The following is a 19,655-nucleotide window of genomic DNA, read 5'->3' on the forward strand; positions in this document are numbered from 1 at the left end:
AAACGGACCTCACGTGCGGGCTAATCAACGATAAACAGCTGCGCACCGCTTTCAGTCCAGGAGCGATGCGCTTCGGCATTATCCGCCACCTGATAGCTCATGCCCGCCGAGAGGGTAAACAGGCGTCCATCATCAAGTTCCGTATGCAGTTCACCGGAGAGGCACAGCAGGATATGTCCTTTACGACACCAGTGGTCGGCAAGATAGCCGGCGCTGTAATCCACCCTCCTCACGCGCACATCTCCAAACTGCGCGGTACGCCAAAAAGCCATGCCGGTTTCGCCGGGATGCTTCGTCACCGCCAGTTCAGACCAGTTTGTGGTGCCGAAAGGGATATCACTTATTTTCATCGCCGGATTTCCATAACGGTTAAAGCACCAATCTAAGCCATCATGATGGTGGCGGCAATCGCCCATTGGCTTCAGCCGCGACCTTGACGAGATCGGATATATTGCGATCGTCACGGGCGGTAACGCTATACTGCTGTTAAATAATGCTCAAAATCGTTTCCGCCGCGCCACGCGGCGGGGATCATCAGTGCTTTCATAACGATTTTTTACCGCCGCCAGGGTCTATTCGTGCGCCGCCGCGCGCTCACAGGGGAACTGCTTGCAAACATTTGTAAAGCCTAATCATGAGCGGCTCTGGCTGGTGGTGGCCGGCCTGCTGCCGCTGCTACTTTGCCTGTTTTTTACCTTTATTGAGGCGCGTCAGACGGGGGCACGCCAGCAGGAAATGACCGCCGCCGCGCTGTTAAGCCAGGCCGAACACATCAGCGATCTCGCCTGGGATATGACCGACAGCCTGCAAACGTTCAGCAACCGGCCGTGCAAAGATATCCGCTCTCAATTGCAGAAGTTGGGCGCACTCAATCCCTATTTCCGCTCCGTCGGTCTGACCCAGGACAACACGGTATATTGCTCCTCGGCCTTTGGTGCCACCCGCGGCCCGGTAGCAGGTATGATCCGCCACGCCCTCCCTGCGCCCGGCCAATCGTGGTGGACGCTCTCTCTTGCCGGTACCTTTGGTGTTCAGGATCGTCCTGCGGTGATATTTATGCGCCAGACACCCGGCAAGACAGGAAGCTATGCCGTGGTTGACGGTCAGTATCTTATCGACCTTATGCGGGCAACGGGGCTCAAGCTTGGCTATCACATCACCATGCGGTTTGGCGGAGGCTACCAAATTGCCAACGCCGCCCCCTTAAACCCTCAGCAGGCGAACTGGAAAACGCGCACATTTAACAGTGGTTCCAGCCATTATCCGATCGCCATCAGCATTTCCGCCCCGCGTACCGAAACGCTGCAAAACTGGCGCCAGGTGCTGCTCACCTTTATGCCGATGGCGGTGATCCTCTCGGTGCTGTTTGTTGCCGTGACCAACAGCTGGCTGCGCCGCCGCAGCTCATACCGCGATGAACTGCGGCGGGGAATGGCATTTGGCGAGTTCTCGGTACATTATCAGCCGGTCTGTAATCTGGTAAACGGTCAGTTAGCCGGAGTCGAGGCGCTAATGCGCTGGCAGCGTTCCGACGGAAGCTGGGTACGCCCCGATATCTTTATTGCCGCAGCCGAAGCAGAAGGCATGATCGTCCAGCTGACGCGGCATCTGCTGCAACTGATCGCGAAAGATTGCGCCAGCTGGAAGGTTCCCGCCGGTTTTCATATCGGCATTAACGTGGCGGCGGACCATCTTCAGCACGAAGATTTTGTTAAAGACATTCGCGGGTTCTCACAGAACATTGCCCATCTTTTGCCGACCATTACGCTGGAACTGACGGAGCGCAGCCTGATTAGCGAAGGCGATCTGGTCGCACATAGGCTGGCTGAGCTACGCAGTGAAGGCATTCGCGTCGCGATTGATGATTTCGGTACCGGCCACTGTTCACTGACCTATCTGCAAACCTTCCCGCTGGACTATCTGAAGATAGACAAAAGTTTTGTTAACGCCATTGAATCCGCTGATGGGGAAACACCGATCCTGGATACCATTATTCAGCTGGCACACAGGCTGGCACTCCAGGTAGTAGCGGAAGGCATAGAGACCCCGCTACAGATGGAATACCTTAAAAATCATGGTGTGGTGTTTATACAGGGCTTCTACTACGCGCGTCCTCTGTCCAGCGCTGCGCTGATGGTGTGGATAGAACAAAACCCCCCTCCTGATACCTCTCCTCTCTGACCTGCCATCAGAGATTTCTTAGCGAAATTATGTCAGTACGCGAAGAAACGATATACTGATACCTGGCAGAGTGCGCTGCCGTACCGCATTGGCACGTCGCCAGTGCCTGACGATGGTGCATTTTGTCGTTAGTTTTATTCCCCTACATGTTCAGGCTTTAAACACGGCGCCTGAAAAATATGACGGGTTTTTAAACAGGAAAACAGATAATTACAGGGTATTTCATATGAAACTACGTAGGAAGCGTGTTAAGCCTATCGGGTTAAAGGACGTCACGATTATTGACGATGCCAGATTACGCAAGGCGATTACAGCTGCCTCATTGGGCAACGCTATGGAGTGGTTCGACTTCGGCGTTTATGGTTTTGTTGCCTATGCACTGGGGCAAGTTTTCTTTCCGGGAGCCGATCCAGGGACACAGATGATTGCCGCACTGGCAACCTTCTCCGTTCCCTTCCTGATCCGCCCATTAGGAGGTCTGTTCTTCGGATCGTTAGGGGATAAATACGGCCGTCAGAAAATACTGTCGATGACCATTATTATCATGTCGGTCAGTACCTTCTGTATTGGTTTAATTCCGTCTTATAACTCGATCGGTATCTGGGCACCGATCCTACTGCTGCTGTGTAAAATGGCGCAGGGCTTCTCGGTTGGCGGAGAATATACCGGGGCCTCTATTTTTGTTGCCGAATACTCGCCTGACCGCAAGCGCGGCTTTATGGGCAGCTGGCTGGACTTCGGTTCTATCGCCGGTTTCGTATTGGGTGCCGGACTGGTGGTACTGATTTCAGCCGTTATCGGAGAGGCGAGCTTCCTCGACTGGGGCTGGCGTATTCCGTTCTTCGTCGCGCTACCGCTGGGTATCATCGGGCTTTACCTGCGCCACGCGCTGGAAGAAACCCCGGCGTTCCAGCAGCATGTTGACAAGCTGGAGCAGGGCGATCGCGAAGGACTGGCCGATGGCCCGAAGGTTTCCTTTAAAGAGATCGCGACAAAACACTGGAAAAGCCTGTTAGCCTGTGTCGGTCTGGTGATTGCCACCAACGTGACCTACTACATGCTGCTGACCTACATGCCGAGCTACCTGTCGCATAACCTGCATTACTCAGAAGATCATGGTGTGATGATCATCATCGCCATCATGCTGGGGATGCTGTTTGTACAGCCGGTGATGGGCCTGATGAGCGATAAATTCGGGCGTCGCCCGTTTGTCATTATCGGCAGCATCGCGCTACTGACGCTGTCAATTCCGTGCTTTATGCTGATCAACAGCGGCGTAATGGGGCTGATTTTCGCCGGCCTGCTGATACTGGCGGTGATCCTCAACAGCTTCACCGGGGTGATGGCATCAAGCCTGCCAGCCATGTTCCCAACCCACATCCGCTACAGCGCGCTGGCCAGTGCCTTTAACATCTCCGTACTGATTGCCGGCCTGACGCCGACCGCCGCTGCCTGGCTGGTAGAAGCGACCAGCAACCTGTATATGCCGGCTTACTACCTGATGGTGGTGGCAGTGATTGGCCTGGTGACCGGGATCATGATGAAGGAAACCGCTAATCTACCGCTGCGCGGTGCAACGCCTGCGGCTTCAGATATGGCGGAAGCTAAAGAGATCCTGCAAGAACATCACGATAATATCGAACAGAAAATCGAAGATATAAACGATCAGATTACCGAGCTGGAAGCGAAGCGCTCCCATCTTATTAATCAGCATCCGCGTATTAACGAATAACCTCTCTGAAGGGGCACGGCACAACGTGCCCCTGTTTATTCCCACCCCACGCATTGTCAGCGTCTGCACTCCCTGCAATAAATTAGGGTGATTAAGTTTCGCAAATAACACAGCCGCCGGCGGCGATGTGAATATCATACGGCCATTCCTGCTATGCTTGATACGGCAGATTTTTTTCGTTATTAACCATAGCGACCTGCATTCCGCATGGCGTGAGCCTCACTGCCTGCCTCCATCAACGGATACGATAATAACGCTGGTTAATAGTTTTTTTGTCGTATGGACAGTTATATATAAAGTCCTGATGCTTGATATGACTAAGCCGTTTACCTCTCAAACCGCCCTGCCGTTACCAAGAAAAATCTCTAAATAGATATACAGGGATCCCCCCCCATCTCCCGATGCTTTTATTTTCTCTTTTTTTCTCTATACAATCTCACAAATTGCGCAAGCATAATCACACAAATCATTGATATAAATCATATTAAATGTCTTTTTCAATAAAAGAGATAAACTTAAAAATTTGAAGTTCCCCGATTGATCAATCCGCTCTAGAATCCCCTTCCAATTTTAAACGACAGTGCTTTTGAAATGTCCTCATAGTGGAAAAAAACGTCCAGAAAGGATATTCACATGAAAATAAAAATCGTTAAAACGGAACAACAGACAACGGATATCGCTTCCCGTTGACGCACGCTAAGTCAAACCGCCCGTTATGATTGTAAATTTAAAATGACGTTTACCATGTAGAACGGTGTGGTTGAAATATAAATGCAACATCACATTCGCTACTCACCATGCTGCATTCCACTGGCAAGCGGGTCCGTATAACTACTTAAAATATAGTTTTTATCGCAGCTTATTCGCTACGGTAAATTTGGTAATCAGCTAATACTGGCTGATTTGTTTGGAAAACACTACGTAAAAATAAAGGAAATATCATGGGGAAAAGTCATTTCATGCTGGCTTCATTAGTTTCATTACTGACTATGAGTGCCTTACCCTTTTACGCGAAGGCAGATCCGGCTGCCCCCAAAAAAGTGACCGTGGACGGTGGAAAGATCCAGTTTACCGGTTCGGTGGTCTCTGCACCTTGTGTGGTCGATAACGATACCGACTCACAGATGGTCAACCTGGGGCAGATTGCCGTGAACTCACTCGGGAAAAAAGGGAGCACAGGATCACCCGTCGGTTTTAATATCAAGCTGACAGGCTGCGATCTGACCCCTCCCGGCGCAAACCCGACGGAAACGGCAAATTATACCAAGGCCTCAATTGTCTTTAATGGTGTGCCAGCGGGGGATGATTCCACACTATCGTTGAACGCAAACGGTAGCGGGGAGTCCGTGGCGAAAAACGTGGGTATTCAAATCAGCCAAAATAACGTACCGGTGAAAATCAATGGTACGACCGCGACGAGTTCCAACAATCTGCATGTCGGGAGCAATCTTATCCCATTTGCGGCGACTTACGTCGCAACGGGTGATGCAGTGGTAGCCGGCTCCGCCAATGCCGTAGTCAATTTCAGCGTTAACTACGAGTAATCTCAACGGGCACCCTCTGACGTCACGTTCTGCTGTGCATGCCGGTCAGGCATGCACCTCTTTATACATAAAAATTTTAAAAGGTTAGGATATGTATTTTATTTCAATGCGAAATATTTTTTGCTGGGGTATCACATTTTTCGTCTTATTCATGTCGCATTCATCATTGGCGGGGGGAATAACGCTTGCCGGTACGCGCGTGATTTATCCTGAACAAAGTAAGCAGGTCACCCTGTCGCTGCGTAATACCTCTGATAAATCCAGCTTTCTCGTCCAGTCTTGGGTTGAAAATGCAAATGGTGAAAAAAACCATGATTTTGTGGTTGCTCCGCCACTCTACGTTAGCGGCCCGAATAACGAGAATACTCTGCGCCTGATCTATAACGGGGCTGCTCGAAATAAAGAGCAAGAAACGCTTTACTATTTCAACGTTAAGTCCATCCCATCGGTTGATAAGTCGAAGATTTCTGGCCAAAACGTATTGATGCTGGCAGCAATAACGCGCGTTAAGCTGTTCTATCGCCCATCAGGCCTGGCGTTCCTTCCCGCCCAAGCCCCGGAAAAAATGCGCTTTCAGCGCACGGGCAGTGGGATAACCATCGAAAATCCAACACCTTATTACCTGACGCTGGCGCAGATAACCGTTGGCGGCCAGAAACTCGATGACAGGATGATTGCGCCTTACGCCAGTGAAAATATCGCCTTAAAAAAACTGAGCAATAATGAAGTTAAGTTCAGAACGATTAATGACTTTGGCGCAGTCACGCCAGAAATGAAGGCCCAGCTACGGTAATAATAATGTGATTGCCAATTTGATTAAGGTTAAACCCGCAGGGTGTAAGCGTTATTGGGCCGATAACGCCCAAGCGAATATATGTGCCTCCCTTACGCGTTAATTTATCAAGCGCACCCTGTGGCTAAATCTTTATTATGTTCAGGGATTATAAAACCCGTGCCTACAATAAATTTATTAAAGCCATTGGTCAGAGGAACGCTGGTTTCGCGCTTTTTTTTTCTGACTCTGTTCATACTCTGCTCTTTTTCTGTGCGGGTTAATGCTGATGTTTATTTCGCCCCAGAGCTGATCGGTAACGATCTGGATATGGTCGCAGATCTCAGCCGTTTCACTAAAAATGGTCAGCAGATCCCAGGGACTTATCGCGTTTCAATTTTTGTCAACAACCGTTATTGGACTGAAAAAGAGCTGGTCTTCTCAGCGTATGACAACCAGGAAGTGGGACAGCATCAACCGAAAGACGTCAAAGATAATACGGGCCTGCAGGCCTGTCTGACGCGCTCAGATTTAGCGGATGCGGGGGTTAACGTTGACGCTTTAGCCGCGCTTAACGCAATAACAGATGAGGCATGTCTTTCTCCTGGCCAATTTATCAAAAACGCATCCACCTCATTTGATTTTCAAAAAATGCGTTTTGATATCAGCATTCCTCAAGCCTATATGCAGCACAAAGCGCAAGGCTATATCTCTCCCGAGAGATGGGATGAAGGGATAAACGCGCTGCTGCTGGATTACAACTTGAGTGGAAATCAGAAACGGAGCCGTGGCAGCACGGGCCGCAGCCATTATTTAAATCTGAACGCGGGAATAAATATAGGCGCATGGCGCTTACGCGACAACCGCAGCTGGAACGAGTATCACAGCCGTGGCATCAGTTACAGCCAATGGCAGCGTCAGCAAACCTGGGCTGAACGTTCGGTGATCCCGTTGAAAAGTCATGTGCAGCTGGGAGACCTGACGACAGGGGGAGATATGTTTGACACGGTGAGTTTCAGAGGCGTGCAGATTGCCACCGATGAAAATATGTATCCTGACAGCCTGCGTGGTTTTGCCCCCACGATCAGAGGCAATGCACGGACCAATGCTCAGGTTATCGTCCGCCAAAACGGCTATGACGTATATCAGACTTACGTTCCGCCCGGCGCGTTTACGATTAACGATCTGTATGCGGTCAATTCAAGTGGCGATCTTGATGTTTTGATTACCGAAGCGGACGGCAGCACAACGTCTTTTGTGGTTCCTTTCTCATCGGTGCCCCTGTTGCAACGCGAAGGTCAAACCAAGTACTCACTGACCGCGGGAAGATATCAAAACACTCGCCGGGGTTATGAGCATCCACAGTTTTTGCAGGGAACCCTGCTGCGGGGTTATACGCATAATATTACCGCCTACACCGGCACGCAGCTTGCGCGTCGCTACACCGCTCTTCTCGGAGGAGCAGGTCTGAATCTGGGCAGGATGGGGGCCTTCTCAATGGATATCACCCAGGCTAATAGCACGCTAACCAGCGGCGATAAATATCAGGGCCGTTCTATGCGTCTTTTGTATGCTCATTCTTTGAATTCAACCGGAACGGCTTTCCAACTTGCAGGTTACCGCTATTCCACGGCGGGTTTTTACACTCTGGAAGAAGCCGCCAGTCAGGAGATGTCCGGCTGGCGCAATCAATCCTGTCACCGGGCAGAATGGCAGGATGAAGGTGATCCTCTGGCCACAAAACCTTGCGGAAACTATTTTGATCTGCGGCAGCATAAAAAAAGTAAAATACAGCTAAATATGTCTCAACAAGTGGGTTCTCTGGGAACGATATTTCTGTCAGGAACGAAAGAAACCTACCGCAATAGTCGTTACGCCAGAAAGTCATTGCAAACGGGGCTGAACTCTTCATGGGGCAGCGCCAGCTACAGCCTGACGTTCAATTATAACTTTGCCAACGCGTCGCAGCGCCCCGATCGCTCAGCTTACTTTAACCTGTCCTTCCCGTTGAATACGCTGCCGTTTATGTCCAACTCTCAAACCTGGGCAAATTACAGTATTAACCGTGATAACAATGGAAATATGTCTCATCAGTCAAGCCTGAGCGGGAGGATCCTTGATGAGAACAAACTTAGCTGGAATATGACTCAAGGCTACAGTGGCCGCAATGGAAATTCAGGTAGCCTTAGCGAAACGTATAAGGGCCGATACGGCAGCAGCAACGCCGGATACAGCTACGGTAAGGATTACCGTCAGATAAGCTACGGTCTTGCGGGGGGAATAATTTTCCACGGTGAGGGGGTGACATTTGGCCAGACGTTAGGGGATACCAATATCCTGGTTGCCGCACCGGGCATAAAATATACCGCCCTGGAAAATGAAACGGGTATTTCGACTGACTGGCGGGGATACGCCATTAAGCCTTTCGCATCGGTCTATCGCGAAAACCGCGTGGCGCTGGATGCAAAAAACCTGGATTACGGAACCGATATCGATAACCCGGTCATGCGCGTGGTGCCGACTAAGGGTGCCGTAGTCAAGGCGGTGTTTAAAGGCCGGACGGGAAAAAGCATGTTAATTACCCTAAGTCATAACAATAAATTCCTGCCGTTCGGCAGCGTGGTGACCGCAGGAGAGAGTAGCGGCATTGTCGGCGATGACGGGCAGGTGTATCTCTCTGGCATGGCGGTGAGCGGCAAGGGCCAGGCGCGCTGGGGTAACGAGAGCAACCAGCGGTGTGACTTTGACTGGCAAACGGTCAGAGAACCGGCAAAGAGCGGCATCATTTCATTCAACGCTCACTGTGGCCAGGGGGAAAAATGACATTACTACCGCGTGCAGTATGTATTTCGTTGGCGGGGGTGCTGTTGTCTACGGCTATCGACGCCGGGGCCGCCAGTGATACAGCAACCGTTACCCTGAAAGCTACCGTGAAAACGAATACCTGTAGCCTTGAAGATCGCGCGCCCACGGTATTCTTACCCGTCGTTTCGGTAGGTGATTTTGCCGCTGCCAGAGGGACGAGAGTGGGTGATAAAAAGGTCGCAATACATCTTAAAGACTGCGATCCGGGGGCAACACAGGTGAAGGTAACGGCCAAAGGCATATCTGATTCAGATGACTACAGCGCGTTTAAAAATAGCGCCGATGGCGACCATGCCGCTTCGGGCGTAGGCCTTTATTTTTACACCGCTGATGGCATCCGCCGGTTTTATCCCGATGGTTCTGTCTCCGACAGCGTTCCGCTGAGCGCGGGTCAGAATAATACCCTGGTGTTCTCCGCCAGCTATGTCTCCACGAGAGACAGCGTTGCGCCCGGCAGCTTTATCAGCGTAGTGAATCTTGAGTTTGAATATCAGTAATTGTGCAAATAGAGACAGATAAACAGGTGTTCCATGAAAAATAAAATAGTCCGCAGTGTTGTTTATGCTCTTCTTTGTATGGTGTCTGCCGGGGGTTTATGCGCCGATTACGGGGGTCATATTACCTGGCCGGCATCGCTCACCGGCGCCCCAGGCACCGGGAGGGCAACATTAAACCTGCAGGCTCCGAGACAATCCTCAGCTTCAATCGGCAAGGGTAACGTTTGGGTGGCCTGGGGGGCAGATACGTATCACCTCAACAGGGATTGTATTCAGTGGAACGGCACTGCCTATCTTGACGTAGAGTACAAGCGTAAAGGCGGTGGGTGGCTTGGCAGCAGAACGATAGCTTTCCCGGCTAATTTTTTCGTCAGTAGCGATCATATTTCGGTCGAGGGAAATGTATGGACAGATGTTGATGCGGTCAGAATAAATAGCATCAACTCAAGCGGGTTAATCATTGAAAATACCTGTTTCCATAATGAGGAAATCTGGATCCAACGCGCCATCTCGATCGGCGAAAATCATTGGGATATGGAGATAAAAGGCACGATCCCCTTTAGAGCACAGTGTACCGTTTCCGTCGACACCCTGGTCGATTTGGGTGATATAAAGTACGGTGACCTGGTGAAATCCCCAGGGGGATTATTAATGGAAAAAAAAGTAAAGCTTCCGGTGCAATGGCACTGTTCGGGTAATAACCTCAACGAAAAAATAACCATAACGACAAATAAGGTATCGAACGGCTGCGTGGGGACGGGAAATGACTCATTACGCTTTTGCCTTTTCCGCGAAAACAGCGCGGTGCCGATAGATTTAAGCCAGGGAACCGCTTCATTTTCAGCGCCACAGGCTGGTGAGAGCACCCATATTATGGTGGTTCCCGGCGCGGGAAAAAACCCGCAACCCGGTGAGAGCCAGGGGATAATGACCGTCAGGATAGAACCGCAATAAAAAGATGTTATTTCGGCTCTGACACGGCAAGCCGATAAAACATATCAACGATTGGATCCTGGTTTAAATAGCAGCATTGAGTTATCACGATGAGAGCGTATTATTTAGAGCATAACGGAAATCGGCAAAATGAAGCGGAAGGAACGTACCTGCCATCTCCCTATATGCCTGAAAGATAACAACCCTGAAAATTTACCTTATGTCAAAGTAATTTACTGATAATGTGTTGCCAAAATATGAGTTAGGCTGGAATAAATCGGCTTCTGAAACCACTCAGTCTCCCGCTATTTAACTGTGCTATAATTGCAGGAATAAATAATAAAACCCTGATATTTAAACAACTAATTATATAGCATGATGATTTAGGGGAGCTGGTTTGAGTAGAAAATTTACGATCAACAAGATAATCACTTTTGAACCCGAAAAAAAAAGCATTTCCGGGAAAAATTCTACTGTTCCAGTCAGTGCCTCAGCTGCATTATGCCTCGAGTTATTAATCATCAATGAATAGACCCGGATTTCGTAGACACTTTTTTGCCTCATAATGGAGGCTCAATGAAGGAGTGTTTATGTCAGCCAAAAATTTCACTGAAGAATTCAAAATTGAAGCCGTAAAACAGATTAACGAGCAGGGATACCCTGTTTCTGAGGTTGCGGCACGACTCGGTGTTTCTACCAACAGCCTTTACGCGTGGATTAAGCGTTACCAAAAACCTGAACCACAGCGAAAGCAGGACGATGCCCTTCAGCACGAAGTAAAGCGCCTCAGGCAAGAACTTAAGCGGGTGACTGAGGAGCGAGATATTTTAAAAAAGGCCGCCGCGTACTTTGCAAGAACGTCAGGCTGAAGTACGCCTTCATTAAAAAAATGTCGTCCTTTTATGCTGTACGCCGGTTGTGTCTGGTTCTTGGCCTCCATTACAGCGGTTATTACCAGTGGCTAAAGCGACCTCAATCTTTGCGTGCCAGGCAAGATGATCGCCAAACAGGTCTCATTAAGCAACTGTGGCTTGAAAGTGGTACGGTTTATGGTTATCGAAAAATCTGGCTCGATATGAAAGACTTGGGTGAACGAGCCGGGCGTAACAGGATCGCGCGCCTAATGAGGCTTGCAGAGTTGGCTTCTCAAACCGGATACCGGAAACGACGCTATTGCGGCGGCGGAAAGCCTTCAGTTGCCAGCCCTAATTACCTTGAACGCCAGTTCATTGTTCCTACCCCAAATACTCATTGGGTGAGTGACATGACCTATATAAGAACGCATGAGGGTTGGTTGTATCTGGCCGTTGTTCTCGACCTCTTCTCGCGCCGGGTTATCGGCTGGAGTATGGGGGGACGAATGACAGCAGAGTTGGTGATGGACGCCTTGTTGATGGCGGTGTGGCGACGCAAACCAGCGGCAGAAGTACTAATCCATTCGGATCAGGGGTCTCAATATACGAGCGAAAGATGTCAGCACTTTATGACAGCTCACAATTTAAAAAGCAGCATGAGTCGTCGTGGTAATTGCCATGATAACGCGGTGGCAGAAAGCTTTTTCCAGTTGCTAAAACGAGAACGCATAAAGAAACGGATCTATAAAAATAGAGAAGAAGCAAAGGCTGATATCTTCGATTATGTAGAGATGTTTTATAATGCTAAACGTCGGCATAGCGCCTGTGAAGATCAACCCCCTGCAGTTTATGAAAGTGCCTGGTTCATGAGGCACGGAACCGTCTAGGAAACCCGGGTCTATTCACAATATCGGCGAACTGGTCACTCACGAACAGCTGTATGACTTTGCGTGGCGTAGATTCGGCATGGAACCAACGTCGACATCCCTTTACCAAAACATATCCAACCTGCGACGCGCACTCAATAAAAGTGGCCTGAATGAAGGGATCATCCGCACTATGCCACGCAGGGGATTCCTCCTCTCCCCGCTAACGGAAATCGTACGGGAAACCTATACGCCTGATACGGAGACGCTGCCTGATCTCACGACCGCTGGTGGCGTTGACCGGGCCGAAAAAGAGGTCTTTTTGCCCCCAACCTCCGAGGTCAGTGAGAAACCAACGACGCGACGTAGTGACACTAAAACGACGGCAAGTATCGAGAAAAAAATTAAAAGAATGGCCGCATATGGCATCGGCCTTATGCTGATCTTTTTACTTATTTTGGCACCGTTGTACCTTAATAAGGCAGAAACCTTGCAAAATAACAGTCTGTTCGTGCCCTTTATGCACAGCGATCGTTGCTCTATTTTTGTCAATCGCGATAGCCGATTAAGTTCCGAGGAGATACATAAGTTTGTCTCCGTGCTAAATATCTCCTGTCAGACGCATCGATATTTTTATATCACAACCTATAAAAATGCAGACAGAGCTTCAGTATTTATGTGTCAGAATTCACTGTTGGAGAAAGAGAACGCCTGGTGCCACTCTGACTATTACATAGGAAATATGATTGATGAATAAGTTGATAATATTCCCACTGCTGATCGTCGTCATTATTGCCACGGCCGTTATCGTCACTTATCGGAAAAACAGCGAGCAGACGATAAACTGCCGCGGCGAGGTTTCCATCAAAAGAGGCACCGACAGGCTGAATATGGTGGTAGCACAACAGTTAAATGCCGGGGACGGAACCGTGTCTCTCTCAGGAGTACTGTACAGAGGCGATGATATTGCGGGATATTTAAGTAAAACGGTCAGTTTTACCTACGATAAGGATGGAGACCTGTATCGGCTAAAGTCTGCGCATATTATCAACTCACCACAAATGACTTTACCTGCTGATACAGAAAGAGCCTGGCTTCCGACCTTTTTTATTGATGAGGGCACGCCCCATACGCTGGAGATCAAACCGTATGGCAACCACAGCTGGTTGATTTACTCGCATACGGTCCCGATATTTATCTGTGAGAAAAATCTGTAGCCCGTGATTCAAACCACTCATTTTCCAGCCGTTATTTAGCATATCCCCAGCAGACACAGGCTTAACCGTTTGTGTGGCGAGATTTCCGGTTCCGCATTTGAGCAGCTACAATCAGTGGCTGAACTTAACCGGATAATGAGATATCGATGAAAATTAAAAGCTATGCGGCAATGAAAGCCGGGCAGGCGCTGGAGCTTTATGAGTTTGAAGCCGAAGCGCTATCTGCAGAAGAAGTTGAAGTCGAAGTCGAGTACTGCGGCGTTTGCCACTCCGATCTGTCGATGATCGACAATGAATGGGGGATTTCCCGCTATCCGACCATCGCCGGTCATGAGGTGGTTGGGCGCGTATCGGCACTCGGAGAGGCGGCCAAAGATAAGGGGCTGTCGCTGGGACAGCGCGTTGGCGTCGGCTGGACGGCGAAAAGCTGCCAGCATTGCGATGCCTGTATCAACGGTGAACAGGTCAACTGCCAGCAGGGCAGCATACCCACCGTGCTCAACAACGGTGGCTTTGCCAACAAAATGCGTGCCGACTGGCAATGGGTTATCCCTCTGCCGGAAAGTCTGGATGCCGCGACCGCGGGCCCGCTGCTGTGCGGCGGCATTACGGTATTTAAACCGCTGCTGATGAGCAACATCACCGCCACCAGCCGCGTTGGCGTGATCGGCATTGGCGGCCTGGGACATATCGCTATCAAGATCCTGCATGCCATGGGGGCGGAGGTGGTCGCGTTCAGCTCCACCCCGCATAAAAAGCAGTCCATCCTGAATATGGGTGCCGACGAGGTGGTCAACAGTCGTGACCCGGAAGCCCTTAAGGCGCAGGCTGGGCGCTTTGATCTGATCGTCAGTACCGTTGCCGTCGACCTTGACTGGAAGCCGTACTTTGACGCGCTGGCACCGCAGGGCAAATTCCATACCGTTGGCGCAGTGATGAAGCCATTCCAGGTGGGTGCGTTTGATTTGATCTCAGGTGATAAAGCGTTGACCGGCTCATCCACCGGCTCTCCTGGCCAGCTGCGCTCGCTGCTTAAGCTGGCATCACGCCATGATATCGCGCCACAGGTTGAATTCTTCCCGATGTCGCAAATCAACGAGGCGCTGGAGCATGTGCGCGCCGGTAAAGCCAACTTCCGTGTAGTACTGAAAGCGGATTTCTGATGTTGTCACGCCGCACGGCGTGAGCCAGAAAGACGGGTAAAACACGATCGATTCAGAATACCAGGCGACCTGCCATCGGGTCGCCTTCTTGCCACAGGTTAATGCGCCCTTGCTGCGTCACCGTCAGGCAGCTCACCATTTTGGATTTTGAGATAGAGGAAACTTAACGAGCGCGCCCGGTATTTGGTTTTCATGTTGTTCAGATGGGAGTATACCGTCTTATGGCTCAGCATAAGCCGTGAGGCCATATTCGCGACGGGTAAATTCTTAAATACCAGCGTTCTGATTTTTCTTTCCATATTCGTTAATAAAATACCCTGGGAGGCATCCTTATGGTGGATCAGCCCTGTCAGCCTGGCGCAGTATTGATCTACGCTAATTTTTTCTCGCGATAACCTCAGTAACCGATCGACAAAATCGGTCATACTCATGCTTGAATCAATAAAAAAATGACTATCATAAAAATCCGGCGGAAATAATGATTTATTACCGACCAGGACAAAATGGTGAGCGATAAATACATTCGAGACATTCATGAATTTTTTAAAGGCTTCTTCAGGAAATGACAGGTAGCGCATATCGACAATAACCAGCTTTTCGTGTTCGTGACTTATCCTATTTTCATTGATAAAAACCGAATTTACTGCAAATTCAAAATAACGACAGTCACTAATAACGTGCATGAGAAAGCCTTCTGCTATTCTTAAAAGAAACAAGATATTGATTAACCTGAAAAGTCATGCCATGTTAATTTGAGACTGAAGGGCAGACAACTACTCACAAAAAAAATAACAAAATAATAAGATGGTTGAATGTAACTGGCTGTATCTCAATAACTTTCTTAAATTATTAAAGAGAAATAAATAGGTTTTAATATCATTAAAATAATTAAAAAGAAATTTTAAGACCTCCATTTCCTTTGTTTTATTCTCTCTGTCTTGCATGCAGGATAAGCACAGCTGCGCCAGATAACAGGCAGGTCAGTCAGAACAGCAGGAGATGACAGGCTGATAAAATAACTATCACGCGGGGGAAGATACGGCTAAAAATAGGGTGCGGGCGAGGATATCAGCCAGGTAGCCGCATGGCGACTCTGGCTGGCAATTAACGTCAAACAGGCGGCGGTTAAAATCGCGTAAAGCAATAAGGTTTAGGATCGATTATTGGGGTATAGGCGGACACGATATCCGCCGCCAGCTGTCCGGCAGCCGGAGAAGTACCGAATCCATGCCCTGAAAAACCGGTTGCCAGCGTCAGGCCCGGGATCCGCGCCACCGGGCCGATCACCGGATTGGAGTCCGGCGTGACGTCAATCACTCCGGCCCAGGCATCGGCTATCTCAGCTTTTTCAAAGGCGGGCCAGGCGCTCATCAGATTCGCCATGGCTTCGGCGTTCAGGGCTAAATTGGCCGGTGGGTCCATCGTGCGAACGCGTTCAAACGGCGAGCGTTGAGTGGCGGCCCAACGGCGCGGTAATGCCAAATCCTGGAGAAAATTTTTGCCAAGCGAGAGGCGTAAAAAATGTCGCTGGGCGCGCAGCTGCGCCATATAGCGCATTCCGAGCAGCAGATGGTCCAGGGTCAAAGAAGCATCCAACGCGCCGCGCTGGGTGATAATAAAGCCACCGTCACGGTGCTTACGGAATGAGAAGTCCGGAGCGCCTACCGCGATCTCCGTGGGTCCCTCCATCGGCGTAGTGCGCAGCACCGAGCAGATCAGTGGCAGCGTGGGAAGCGAAATGCCAAGATTGCCGAGGAAACGCCGTGACCATACTCCTCCGGCCAGCAGCACCTGCTCACAGCGAATTTCGCCTTTTTCTGTCACGACGCCGCTCACCTTGCCGCCGGCGGTCACCAGCGAACGTACCGCGCAGTTCTCTACTATCGTCACGCCCTTTGCGATAGCCGCTTTGGCAATCGCGCTGGAGGCCAACGTGGGTTCCGCGCGACCATCAGAGGGCGTAAAGATGCCGCCCGCCCATGCGCCGCGTCCGCCGGGCACCCGCTGGGCAATCTGGCTGGCGCTCAGCAGGTGCGAATCCAGATCGAGATGCGCCACGGATTGCAGCCAGCCTTCGTGCATCGCCATCTGCGCCCGGGTGCGGGCGATAAACATAATGCCCGACTGACGATAGCCGACATCATAACCGGTGCGCTGCGGCATTTCGGCCCACAGGCGGTCGGAAGCCTGCGCCAGCGGAATATCTTCGGCGACCCGACTGGTTTTGCGCACCCAGCCGAGGTTGCGCGAAGACTGCTCCCCCGCAAGCCGCCCTTTTTCCAGCAGCACCACGGGAATATTACGTTCAGCCAGCGTCAATGCGGCCGTGAGTCCGACGATCCCGCCACCAATCACCACAACGGTGGTGGCAGGCGGCAAGGTCGACGCGGTCTGAACCGGAGTGATTGCAGGAGCCATAGTGACCTTCTTAGTCCGTGTTAAAGAGCGAGCGTCAATTTTTGCACGTCTGCCGTTGCCGCCCCGCGCCAGGCCGTCACCTCCAGCTCGACCTTATAGACGGTAGAGCCCAGCGGCGGGCAGGTAACGGTGGTTGCCGGGTCCACGCCGCGAAACTTCTCGCCAATAATCGCCATTACCGTTGACACGTCGCGTGGATCCTGGATAAACACGCGTGACATCACAACGTCGGCAAGCGAAGCATCAACGGCGGCCAGCGCCTGCTCGATATTGGCAAAAACCTGATGGGTCTGCTCGCTCACATCCTCCGGGATGATTTTGGTTTGGGGATGACGTCCGGCGGTGTTAGAGACATAAATCCAGTTATCCACCGCCACGATACGCGAGTAGCTCGCCTGTTCTTCCAGGACGGAGCCCGTTTTAAGTTTGATAATGTGGGTCATTTTGTTTTCCTGATAAGTTAGCTTAAGACGGGAGATTCCCAGAGATTCAGCTTCACGCCGATGCCTTTTTCCAGCGCGTTGCGATAGACCACGGTGCCCCAGGCCACGTCCTCAACCGGCATACCGCCAACCGACATGATGATGATCTCTTCATCGTTCAGACGGCCAGGCGCCTCGCCGGCGATAATCTTGCCAATGTCTTCCAGCTGCTCAGGCGTCATCTTCCCTTCCGCCACCATGTCCATAAAGCGCACGCCGATCACCGGGATAGTGTGGTGAGCAGGCTTTGGCACCTCCTCAAACCAGGCGTGATAAAGTCCCGTATTGTCGAGCACCTTGCGCACATCAGCCTGCTCCATGCCCTCGTCAATGTTGCATGACGCCGGCATGGCCAGGAATGCGCCGGGCTTAACCCATTCCCGTTTCACCAGCGGATAGGTCGCCGGGTCGCCTACTTCACCCGAATTGCAGTAGGTGACGATATCGGAGCCACGCACGACCTCTTCGATACTGTCGACAATCTCGACCGAGGTGATTTGTGGATAAGTGGCCGTTACCCAAGAGATAAAGGAGTCCAGACTCTGCTTCCCACGCCCTTTAACCTTGATGGTGTCGATCTCAGGACAAACGGCAATAAAGGCGGCAATCACGGTTTTCCCCATCACGCCCGGCCCCAGCAGGCCAACCACCTTCGCGTCTTTACGGGCCAGGTGACGCGCGCCTACGCCAGGGATCGCGCCGGTACGGTACGCCGACAGCAGGTTGGCTGACATATGTGCCAGCGGTGCGCCGGTTTCCACATCGTTCAGGGTAAACATCAGGATCGAGCGCGGTAGCCCCCTCTCCCGGTTAGCAATATTGGAGCCGTACCATTTCACCCCGGCGGTACAGAAGCTGCCGCCGAGATAGGCCGGCATCGCCATTAAGCGGCGGTCGGCCGTTGGCTTCGGCATGGCTGGAAATGGGGAGTTCTCCGGGAACGTCACCATCGCGCCGTGCGAATCATTGTTAGAACCCGCCATCCGATAGTCCCCCTGCCAGAGCAGGCCAAACATCTCTTCCATCGTATCCACACAGGCTGGCATATCCGTTACCCCGGCGCGGATCATGTCCTGTTCTGAAAGATATATAAAATCAATTTTGGTTGAGTCCGACATGCCGATTACCCCGTTAAATGAATGAGTTACATTTTATTGAACGCTACGGTACGGATTGAAAATAACGCCCGTAAAGGCGGGCTGTATTGAAGATTTGCGACACGCGCGCGGTCAGCGAGTGAAAAATGGCACCCGGATTGCATCATCAGTGAGTCATCTCACCTCCAGGACTCGTCTATGTCACAGGCTATGCTTCCGCTTCATCGTGCAGATATTCATCCCGAACAGCCCTGGTTTGTACTCAGTGCGGCACAGCATTATTCCTTGATACCCGGCAGCCACCCGGCCATTTCCCACTTCTACAGTTTCGACGTGGCGGCGTCAGCCGGCATGACGCTGGCAGTGCCCGACGGCTGCGTGGATATTATTTTTGACTGTGATGCCGTGCGGCCCGTGGCGAGAGTGTGTGGCACCACGCTGGAGGCGCGTAGCGCAGAGCTGTACTGCAACCATCGTTATTTCGGCGTACGGTTTGCGCCCGGCGTAATGCCGGATTTTCTTGATATGGCGGCATGTGAACTGACCGATGACGAATTTGATTTTTTTGACGCGGTGCCGGACGCGCGCTATGCCTGTGAGCAAATCCTGCATACTCCGCTATTTTCACAGCAGATCGCGCTGTTTAACACCTGGTTTACCCCCAGACTGGCGCGTAAATCTTCGGCGGTCACCCGCTCGGCGATCCGCACCATCATGCAGCATAAGGGGAATATTCGGGTTGAACAGCTGGCGGCATTAAGCGGCTATACCTGTCGCACCATCCAGCGACAGTTTCGCCAGGATACCGGCATGTCGCCCAAGACCTTCGGACGCATGATGCGCTGCCAGGCAGCGCTGAATAACCTCCACCTGCCCGGCAATCTGTCCTGCTCGGACCTCGCGCTGGATCTTGGCTTCAGCGACCAGTCTCATTTCCTGCGCGAGTTCAAAAAGCTGGTCAGCATCACGCCGCTGGACTATCAGCGCCGTACCCTGATGGCCGCCTGGGATGACCGTATTCGCTGTCACTAATG

General features: G+C 51.2%; 17 protein-coding genes. 12 read left to right on the forward strand and 5 right to left on the reverse strand.

The genetic code is table 11. From position 1 onward, the window contains the following. Positions 1–20: 20 nt before the first annotated feature. On the reverse strand, positions 21–350 hold the full coding sequence (locus ETA_RS17675) for a DHCW motif cupin fold protein (protein ID WP_012442969.1): 330 nt from the start codon (positions 348–350) through the stop codon (positions 21–23). 259 nt (positions 351–609) lie between these two features. Between ETA_RS17675 and ETA_RS17680 the strand changes: the two genes are divergently transcribed. The 11 genes from ETA_RS17680 to ahr all read left to right on the forward strand — a co-directional run bounded on the left by ETA_RS17680 (position 610) and on the right by ahr (position 14,624). Next, on the forward strand, positions 610–2,181 hold the full coding sequence (locus ETA_RS17680) for an EAL domain-containing protein (protein ID WP_012442970.1): 1,572 nt from the start codon (positions 610–612) through the stop codon (positions 2,179–2,181). A gap of 226 nt (positions 2,182–2,407) precedes the next feature. Further along, on the forward strand, positions 2,408–3,913 hold the full coding sequence (gene proP / locus ETA_RS17685; protein WP_012442971.1) for a glycine betaine/L-proline transporter ProP: 1,506 nt from the start codon (positions 2,408–2,410) through the stop codon (positions 3,911–3,913). Positions 3,914–4,854: 941 nt separating this feature from the next. Continuing rightward, on the forward strand, positions 4,855–5,457 hold the full coding sequence (locus ETA_RS17690; RefSeq protein ID WP_012442973.1) for a fimbrial protein: 603 nt from the start codon (positions 4,855–4,857) through the stop codon (positions 5,455–5,457). Between the two features lie 151 nt (positions 5,458–5,608). Further along, positions 5,609–6,250 carry a fimbria/pilus periplasmic chaperone gene (locus ETA_RS17695; protein WP_231853289.1) on the forward strand — a complete coding sequence of 214 codons (642 nt, stop codon included), beginning with the start codon at positions 5,609–5,611 and terminating at the stop codon, positions 6,248–6,250. A gap of 81 nt (positions 6,251–6,331) precedes the next feature. Continuing rightward, on the forward strand, positions 6,332–9,052 hold the full coding sequence (locus tag ETA_RS17700; protein ID WP_012442975.1) for a fimbria/pilus outer membrane usher protein: 2,721 nt from the start codon (positions 6,332–6,334) through the stop codon (positions 9,050–9,052). After that, positions 9,049–9,591, forward strand: a complete 543-nt coding sequence (locus ETA_RS17705) for a fimbrial protein (RefSeq protein WP_012442976.1) — start codon at positions 9,049–9,051, stop codon at positions 9,589–9,591. The genes ETA_RS17700 and ETA_RS17705 overlap by 4 nt, the downstream gene beginning before the upstream one ends. Positions 9,592–9,624: 33 nt before the next feature. Next, positions 9,625–10,545 carry a fimbrial protein gene (locus tag ETA_RS17710; protein ID WP_012442977.1) on the forward strand — a complete coding sequence of 307 codons (921 nt, stop codon included), beginning with the start codon at positions 9,625–9,627 and terminating at the stop codon, positions 10,543–10,545. A gap of 569 nt (positions 10,546–11,114) precedes the next feature. After that, positions 11,115–12,265, forward strand: a protein-coding gene (locus ETA_RS17720; protein ID WP_157861812.1) for an IS3 family transposase whose coding sequence is annotated in 2 segments (ribosomal slippage) — positions 11,115–11,352 and positions 11,352–12,265 — 1,152 coding nt in all. Because the reading frame shifts where the segments join, the coding sequence is not laid out codon by codon here. A gap of 49 nt (positions 12,266–12,314) precedes the next feature. Further along, complete coding sequence (locus ETA_RS17725) at positions 12,315–13,001, forward strand: winged helix-turn-helix domain-containing protein (RefSeq protein WP_231853345.1); 687 nt, start codon at positions 12,315–12,317, stop codon at positions 12,999–13,001. Continuing rightward, positions 12,994–13,461 carry a hypothetical protein gene (locus ETA_RS18725; protein WP_012442979.1) on the forward strand — a complete coding sequence of 156 codons (468 nt, stop codon included), beginning with the start codon at positions 12,994–12,996 and terminating at the stop codon, positions 13,459–13,461. The genes ETA_RS17725 and ETA_RS18725 overlap by 8 nt, the downstream gene beginning before the upstream one ends. A gap of 146 nt (positions 13,462–13,607) precedes the next feature. Next, positions 13,608–14,624: an NADPH-dependent aldehyde reductase Ahr gene (gene ahr, locus ETA_RS17735; RefSeq protein WP_012442980.1), complete on the forward strand. Its 1,017-nt coding sequence runs from the start codon at positions 13,608–13,610 to the stop codon at positions 14,622–14,624. Between the two features lie 98 nt (positions 14,625–14,722). On the opposite strand, the gene ETA_RS17740 is transcribed toward ahr, so the two are convergent. From ETA_RS17740 to ETA_RS17755, 4 genes are all read right to left on the reverse strand, one after another. Then, positions 14,723–15,307, reverse strand: coding sequence for a LuxR C-terminal-related transcriptional regulator (locus ETA_RS17740; protein ID WP_042959202.1), 585 nt, complete (start codon positions 15,305–15,307; stop codon positions 14,723–14,725). Positions 15,308–15,749: 442 nt separating this feature from the next. Further along, positions 15,750–17,042 (reverse strand): NAD(P)/FAD-dependent oxidoreductase, encoded by a 1,293-nt coding sequence (locus ETA_RS17745; protein WP_012442982.1) that lies wholly within the window; start codon positions 17,040–17,042, stop codon positions 15,750–15,752. Between the two features lie 20 nt (positions 17,043–17,062). Then, positions 17,063–17,485: a RidA family protein gene (locus tag ETA_RS17750; RefSeq protein ID WP_012442983.1), complete on the reverse strand. Its 423-nt coding sequence runs from the start codon at positions 17,483–17,485 to the stop codon at positions 17,063–17,065. 17 nt (positions 17,486–17,502) lie between these two features. After that, positions 17,503–18,642, reverse strand: coding sequence for a tyramine oxidase subunit B (locus ETA_RS17755; protein ID WP_012442984.1), 1,140 nt, complete (start codon positions 18,640–18,642; stop codon positions 17,503–17,505). A 177-nt stretch (positions 18,643–18,819) separates the two neighbouring features. Between ETA_RS17755 and ETA_RS17760 the strand changes: the two genes are divergently transcribed. Continuing rightward, entirely contained in the window at positions 18,820–19,653 is an 834-nt protein-coding gene (locus ETA_RS17760; RefSeq protein WP_012442985.1) for a helix-turn-helix transcriptional regulator, read from the forward strand. Positions 19,654–19,655: the final 2 nt, after the last annotated feature.

It is taken from the genome of Erwinia tasmaniensis Et1/99, assembly GCF_000026185.1.
Lineage (GTDB): Bacteria > Pseudomonadota > Gammaproteobacteria > Enterobacterales > Enterobacteriaceae > Erwinia > Erwinia tasmaniensis.